The following is a 5,913-nucleotide window of genomic DNA, read 5'->3' on the forward strand; positions in this document are numbered from 1 at the left end:
CAGTGGCGCTGGGCACCGGTTTCGCGGCCGCGCCGTGGGTGGCGGCCGTGGTCGTCGTACTCGCGGTGTGGCTGCTGCGGGCCGGGTCGCTGGCGGCCTCGGCGGTCGCCCAGCGTCGTACGGTCCGCGGCGCCAAGTGGTACGACGGCCTCGGTCTGGTCCTCTCCAGCCCGTGGCACCTGGTGCGGGCGATCACGGGCACGGTGGTGCTGGTGCTGTGGAGCGCCGGACTCGGTCTGGCGGCGGGGCTGGTCTGCTACGCCCTGGCCCTGGATGTGCCGAGCACGTTGCTCGCGTGCGGAGCCACGCTGGGAGTCGCGCTCTGGTCGGGGCCAGGCGCCAGCCGGTTCCGCTCGCCGATCTCTCGCGTGCTGAACCCCCTGTCGGCCCGGACGCTCCCGTGGCTGCTGCTCTGTGCCGGGCTGCTGGCGGTCTCGGCAGGTCTCGGCGTTCTGGTCGCGGGCAGCGGGGTGAGCTGGGTGCCGTGGCCCCACGGTCCGTTCGGACTCTGACCGACGCGTCCGCCGATCCGTGGCAGACTGACCCCGTGGCCAGCATCACCACGATCATCATTACCTAGCGCGTCTGCCCGTCGGACGCGCTGCCTCTCGTTCTCGGGAGGCTTTTGTTTTGCCCGGACCACGACCCCGAGAGAACCCTGATGAACCAGCACCTCGACCTGCACGGAGCGTTCCACGTCTACGACACGACGCTGCGCGACGGCGCCCAGCAGGAGGGACTCAACCTCTCCGTCGCCGACAAGCTGGCGATCGCGCGCCAGCTCGACGGGCTCGGCGTGGGCTACATCGAGGGCGGCTGGCCGGGTGCCAACCCGAAGGACACCGAGTTCTTCCGTCGCGCCCAGACCGAGCTCGACCTCGAGCACGCCAGGCTCGCGGCGTTCGGAGCCACCCGTCGCGCCGGCGTCAAGGCAGCCGACGACCCGTTGATCGCGGCCCTGCGCGACAGCGGGGCCGGGGTGGTCACGCTGGTCGCGAAGTCGCACGCCGGGCACGTCGAGAAGGCCCTGCGGACCACGCTCGAGGAGAACCTCGCGATGGTCCGCGACACCGTCACGCACCTGCGTGCCGAGGGCCAGCAGGTCTTCCTCGACGCCGAGCACTTCTTCGACGGCTACCGGCTCGACCGGGCGTACGCCCTCGAGGTGCTCCGGACGGCGTACGAGGCCGGCGCCGACGTGGTCGCCCTGTGCGACACCAACGGCGGGATGCTGCCGCCGTGGGTGTCCGACGTCGTGCACGACGTGATCGCCTCCACCGGCGTCCGCGTCGGCATCCACTGCCACAACGACACCGGCTGCGCCGTGGCCAACACGCTCGCCGCCGTGGACGCCGGGGCGAGCCACGTCCAGGGCTGCATCAACGGCTACGGAGAGCGCACCGGCAACGCCGACCTCGTCAACGTGGTCGCCAACCTGGAGCTCAAGCTCGACCGCCAGGTCCTGCCGCCCGGCCTGCTCACCGAGGCCACCCGGATCGCGCACGCCGTCGCGGAGGTCACCAACGTGCCGCCGGCCTCGCGCCAGCCCTACGTCGGCACCAGCGCCTTCGCCCACAAGGCCGGCCTGCACGCGAGCGCGATCAAGATCGATCCCGACCTCTACCAGCACATGGACCCGGCCGGCGTCGGCAACGACATGCGCCTGCTCGTCTCCGAGATGGCCGGCCGCGCGTCGATCGAGCTGAAGGGCAAGGAGCTCGGCTTCGACCTCTCCGAGGACCCCGACACGGTGACCCGGGTGACCGCCCGGGTCAAGGAGATGGAGTCCCGGGGCTACACCTTCGAGGCGGCGGACGCCTCGTTCGAGCTGCTCCTGGTGGAGGAGGCGGAGGGCCGCCGGCCGTCGTACTTCGACGTCGAGAGCTGGCGCGTGATCACCGAGACGCTGACCCACGCCGAGCCGGGGGAGGAGGCGGTCTCGGAGGCCACCGTCAAGCTCCAGGCGGCCGGCGTCCGCTACGTCGTCACCGGGGAGGGCAACGGTCCCGTGAACGCCCTCGACCAGGCGCTGCGGACCGCGATCGGGCAGGCGTTCCCCGAGATCGCGAAGTTCGAGCTGATCGACTTCAAGGTGCGGATCCTCGACCAGGGCCACGGCACCGACGCGATCACGCGGGTGCTGATCGAGACGTCGGACGGCGAGATCAGCTGGGTCACCGTCGGCGTCGGCGCCAACATGATCGAGGCGTCCTGGGAGGCGCTGGTCGACGGCCTGACCTACGGACTGCTGCGCCACCACGTGGACTGAGGCCTGGCTCAGCTCCCGACGATGCGGTCCACGAGGTCCTGCCAGCCGGCGAGGACCCGCTCCTCGGACATGCCGTCGAACCCGAGCTGCTGCTGCAGGACGGGCAGGGAGAGCGGCGCGAGCAGGGCGGTCGCGAGGTAGGTGAGGTCGCCGCTGACGCCGAGCTCGCGCAGCAGGTACCGCAGATGCATGGTGGCGAACCCGATCACCGCGTAGTTGTCGCCCCACGTGCGGCCGGCCGCCTCGATCAGGGCTCCCTGCTGCAGGTGGGTCCGCATCCGGGACTCCCCGAACGCGATCAGCCGCTCCATCGGCGGCGCGCCCGGGCCCAACGGCGGTGGACCACTCAGCACGGAGGCCTGCCACGCGGTCTCGGAGTGGTTGAGCAGCGCCGCCATCAGGCCCTCGCGGCTGCCGAAGCGCCGGAACACCGTGCCCTTGCCCACGCCCGCCTTGGCCGCGACCGCCTCCATCGTGACCGCCCGGACGTCGCAGCCCTCGATCAGCTCGGCGGCGGCACGCAGCAGCGCCTCGCGGTTCCGGGCCGCGTCACGTCGTTCCGGCGCGGGCGCGGTGAGGAGGGGGAGCGGCTTCGACATGTCGCTGACACCCTAGGTCGAAAAAGAAGTCGAAAGCACCGGAATAGAAACGGACCACGGTCCGTTTCGACAGCCATGACTGACACCACGAACACTCGCGTCGCCGTCCTGGTCGGCAGCCTCCGCGCCGACTCCCTCAACCGCAAGATCGCCGAGATCCTCCGCGACGAAGCGCCCGAGGGTGTCGAGGTCGACATCATCGACGGCCTGGACCTGCTGCCCTTCTACAACGAGGACATCGACTCCGGGGCCGTCCCGGCACCCGCCACCGCGCTGCGCGCTCGCGTGGCCGCGGCCGACCGCGTTCTCGCGGTGACGCCCGAGTACAACGGCACCATGCCGGCCGTGCTCAACAACGCCATCGACTGGCTGTCCCGCCCCTACGGCGCAGGCGCCATCGTCGGCAAGCCTTTCGGCGTCGTCGGCGCCACCCCCACGCCGTACGGCGGCAAGTGGGCCCACGCCGACACCGCGCGCTCCGCGGGCATCGCCGGCGCCGTGGTCATCGAGGACGTCACCGTGTCCCAGCCCGCCATCGAGGTCGACCCGACCACCGACCCCGAGGTCCGCGCCAAGCTCCTCGGAGCGCTGACCACGCTGGTGGAGTACCGGCCCGAGGCCTCCGCCGCCTGATCCTCGACCGGCGAGCGCCTGACCCACCGGCTACGGTCAGGTCGTGGCCGAACTCCACGACCTGACCGCAGTCGAGCAGGGTGCGCTCATCCGCAAGGGCGAGGTCTCTCCCGTCGAGCTCACCGAGCACTACCTGCGACGCGCCGCGCGGCTCCCACGGGAGTACGTCGACGGCGCGTTCGCCTTCCTCGACCCGGACGCCGCCCGGGCCCGCGCCCGCGAGGTCGCCGCGATCGGGCCGGTCGGTGACGGGGCCTCACCGCTGGCCGGCGTACCCACCGCCATCAAGGACCTGAACCTCACGGCGGGCGTGCCGACCGAGTTCGGGTCCCGGGCCTTCGCCGGCTACGTGCCGACCGTCTCCGACGCCGTGACGCTGTGCGTCGAGGCCGCGGGCATGGTGAGCCTCGGCAAGACCAGCACCCCCGAGTTCGGGTCGCCCTGCTACACCGAGCCCGAAGGCCGCCCAGCCGCGGTCACCCCGTGGGACCGCACCCGCATGGCCGGTGGCTCGTCGGGCGGGGCGGCCGCGGCGGTGGCTGCCGGACTGGTGCCGGTCGCGCACGGCTCCGACGGCGGCGGCTCGATCCGGATCCCGGCGGCCTGCTGCGGGCTGGTCGGCCTGAAGCCCACGCGCGGCCGGATCTCGGGCTTCCCGATGTACGGCGACCCGGTCGGCCTCGCCACGTCCGGGTCCATCGCGCGGACGGTGGCCGACGCTGCGGCGCTGCTCGACGTGATGGCGGGACGACGCGCGGGGGACCCGTCGTGGGCACCGCCGCCGAGCAGCACGTTCCTGGAGGCCGCCTGCCGCGAGCCTGGCCGGCTGCGGATCGCCCGCTTCGACGAGCCGGTCATCACCGACGTCGACGTGCACCCGGAGGTGCGTCGAGCCTACGAGTCCGCCTCGGACCTGCTGGCCTCGCTCGGCCACGTCGTGGAGGAGGTCCCGGTGCCGATCCCGCCCGAGGCGGTGCCGGTGTTCGAGACCTGCTGGGCGGTGCTCACCGCGCTGTCCACCGTGCCGCTGTCCCCGGAGCAGCGCACGGTGCTGCGTCCGCTGACGCGCTGGCTCGGGGAGCGGGGCGAGGCCGTCTCCGGCCCGGAGCTCGGCCTCGCCATCGGGCAGCTGCGCCGGTTCGCCGCCGAGGCCCTGGTCAGCCTGGCGCCGTACGACATCGTGCTCACGCCGACCCTGGCCACGCCGCCCCTCCCGGTCGGCGCGATCCGCGACGACGACGATCCCGCCGCGGACTTCGACGCCCAGAAGCGCTTCACCCCCTGGACGTCGGCCTGGAACGTCACCGGGATGCCCGCGATCTCCCTGCCGCTCCACCACACGCCCGAGGGCCTGCCTGTCGGGATCATGCTCGCCGCCCGCCCCGCGGAGGAGGAGCTGCTCCTCGCGCTCGCGGCCCAGGTCGAGGCGGCGGCTCCGTGGAAGGACCGCACGCCGCCGCTGTGGTGACAGCGCGAAGGGGCGCGGTCTGCGGCGCGAACCGGCGCAGTTTGCGGTGCGAACCGGCGCAGTCAGCGGAACCAGGTGGGGGCGAGGGCGAGGAAGTCCTCCCGATCGAGGGCGCCCGCCCCCTGAGGGAGTACGGCGAGCACCGGAACTCCGGTGACGCGGGGGAGGTCCTGGAGGTTGCACTCCTCGGCCAGCCCGGGGGAGTCCGGCCAGGAGCCGATGACCAGTCCGACCGGCTCGAGGCCGCGCGCGCGGAGGGCCGCGACGCTCAGCTCGGTGTGGTTGAGGGTGCCGAGCCCGGCGCGGGTCACGATGACCACCTCGACCGCGGCGCCCGCGGGCAGCTCCGCAGCCAGGTCCGCGGCGAGGTCGAGCAGGGTGCCGCCGTCCTGGTCGAGCCGGACCAGCAGCCCGCCGGCGCCCTCCACGATCACCACGTCGTGGTCCTCCGCGAGCGCCCGGACGTGGTCGACGTAGTCGCCGACCGGTGGGATGGGCACGGCCTGACGACGCGCGGCGACGTCGGGAGCCAGCGGCTCGTCGAGTGCGGTCAGCTGCCGGGCCGCTCGCCCGGTCAGGCGGTGCACCGTCTCGGCGTCGGGGACGTCGGGGTCGGCGCCGCCGACGCCGGTCTGCACCGGCTTCAGCACCGTGACCCGACCCGGGCCGACGGCAGCGAGCGCCGCCACCGCGATCGTCTTGCCGACCCCGGTGTCGGTGCCGGTCACGACGACCACGCGCGTCACTGGTGCTCCTTCATGAGGTCGACCAGCGTGACGACGGCCCGCCTCCAGTCCTCCTCGCCCACGCCCGCGCTCGCCGTGACCCGCAGCCGCGAGATCCCGTCCGGAACGGACGGCGGACGGAAGCAGCCGACCCGGAGCCCGAGCGAGGCGGCCGCAGCCTGCGTGGCGACTGCCGCGTCAGGCGACGACATCGGCAGC

Annotated in this window: 6 protein-coding genes and 1 pseudogene; 4 read left to right on the forward strand and 3 right to left on the reverse strand. The window is 73.1% G+C overall.

What is annotated here, in order from left to right; genetic code table 11:
- Positions 1-512, forward strand: a 512-nt coding sequence (locus E7Z54_RS23295) for a hypothetical protein (protein WP_206056224.1), incomplete at its 5' end; no start/stop codon positions are given.
- A 149-nt stretch (positions 513-661) separates the two neighbouring features.
- Positions 662-2,269, forward strand: a complete 1,608-nt coding sequence (gene cimA / locus E7Z54_RS14440; protein WP_136434835.1) for a citramalate synthase — start codon at positions 662-664, stop codon at positions 2,267-2,269.
- Between the two features lie 8 nt (positions 2,270-2,277).
- On the opposite strand, the gene E7Z54_RS14445 is transcribed toward cimA, so the two are convergent.
- A complete protein-coding gene (locus tag E7Z54_RS14445; protein WP_136434837.1) occupies positions 2,278-2,868 on the reverse strand; it encodes a TetR/AcrR family transcriptional regulator in 591 nt (196 codons plus the stop codon).
- A 75-nt stretch (positions 2,869-2,943) separates the two neighbouring features.
- On the opposite strand from E7Z54_RS14445, the gene E7Z54_RS14450 reads away from it, so the two are divergent.
- On the forward strand, positions 2,944-3,501 hold the full coding sequence (locus E7Z54_RS14450) for an NAD(P)H-dependent oxidoreductase (RefSeq protein WP_136434839.1): 558 nt from the start codon (positions 2,944-2,946) through the stop codon (positions 3,499-3,501).
- A 43-nt stretch (positions 3,502-3,544) separates the two neighbouring features.
- A complete protein-coding gene (locus tag E7Z54_RS14455; protein WP_136434841.1) occupies positions 3,545-4,969 on the forward strand; it encodes an amidase in 1,425 nt (474 codons plus the stop codon).
- Between the two features lie 62 nt (positions 4,970-5,031).
- On the opposite strand, the gene bioD is transcribed toward E7Z54_RS14455, so the two are convergent.
- Positions 5,032-5,715, reverse strand: a complete 684-nt coding sequence (gene bioD, locus E7Z54_RS14460; RefSeq protein WP_136434843.1) for a dethiobiotin synthase — start codon at positions 5,713-5,715, stop codon at positions 5,032-5,034.
- Positions 5,712-5,913, reverse strand: a pseudogene (locus E7Z54_RS14465) (8-amino-7-oxononanoate synthase); the annotation flags it as partial. The gene bioD and the pseudogene E7Z54_RS14465, both read right to left, overlap by 4 nt.

The sequence above is a fragment of the Nocardioides sp. genome, from assembly GCF_004803405.1.
Lineage (GTDB): Bacteria > Actinomycetota > Actinomycetes > Propionibacteriales > Nocardioidaceae > Nocardioides > Nocardioides vastitatis.